This is a genomic window from Paraburkholderia atlantica, from assembly GCF_009362785.1.
Taxonomy (GTDB): Bacteria; Pseudomonadota; Gammaproteobacteria; order Burkholderiales; family Burkholderiaceae; genus Paraburkholderia; species Paraburkholderia atlantica.
The window spans coordinates 1-790 of the sequence record NZ_WHNQ01000218.1 but is presented as its reverse complement, the minus strand read 5'-3'; the positions used below and the strand labels follow the sequence as shown (position 1 = coordinate 790).

Below are 790 nucleotides of genomic sequence, written 5' to 3'. Positions count from 1 at the left end.
CCCCCACCTGCGACGCGTGCGCTAACCTTACCGCGTCAATTGCGAACAGGAGAACATCGTGCAAGACGTGACGCTCATCGGAATCGATCTCGGCAAACATTCGTTCCATCTGCATGGACAGGACGCAAGAGGAAAGGCCATATTCCGCAACAAGCTGAGCCGCAAGCAGCTGATCGAGTTTCTCGCGACGCTTCATGCCTGCACGCTGGTAATGGAGGCATGTGCAGGCGCGCACCACATGGCGCGGAGGCTGGCGACCTTGGGCCATCAGGTGAAGCTCACCTCTCCGCAATTCGTCCGTCCGTTCGTCAAGAGTAACAAGAATGATTTTGTCGATGCCGGGGTAATCTGCGAGGCGGCGTCGCGTCCCTCAATGCGGTTCGTGACTCCCAAGACCGAATCGCAGCAGACCCTGTGCGCATTACACAAGGTTCGGGACTCATTCGTACAGGACCGCGTCAAGACGATCAACCAGATACACGGATTCCTGCTCGAACTCGGGATCAGTCTGCCCGTGGGCAATGCGGTAATCAGACGCTTGCCTGCTGTGCTATCCGAGCACCCGTTGCCACCGCGACTGATCACAACGCTCGAGCGCCTGCATGCTCATTTCAAATATCTCAGCGAACAAATCGGAGAGATTGACCGCGAACTGGCGATGCAGCTGGCCGACAACGATCTAGGTCAACGTCTTCTCTCCATTCCGGGTGTCGGTCCTGTCACCGCAAGCGTGCTTGCCGCCGAGATCGGCGACGGCAAGCAGTATGCGAGCAGTCGGGACTTCGCAGCG

General features: G+C 58.1%; 1 protein-coding gene. It reads left to right on the top strand.

The window, feature by feature from the left end; all coding sequences use genetic code 11:
* Positions 1-58: 58 nt before the first annotated feature.
* Positions 59-790, top strand: a 732-nt coding sequence (locus tag GCT19_RS42360; protein ID WP_321576966.1) for an IS110 family RNA-guided transposase, incomplete at its 3' end; no start/stop codon positions are given.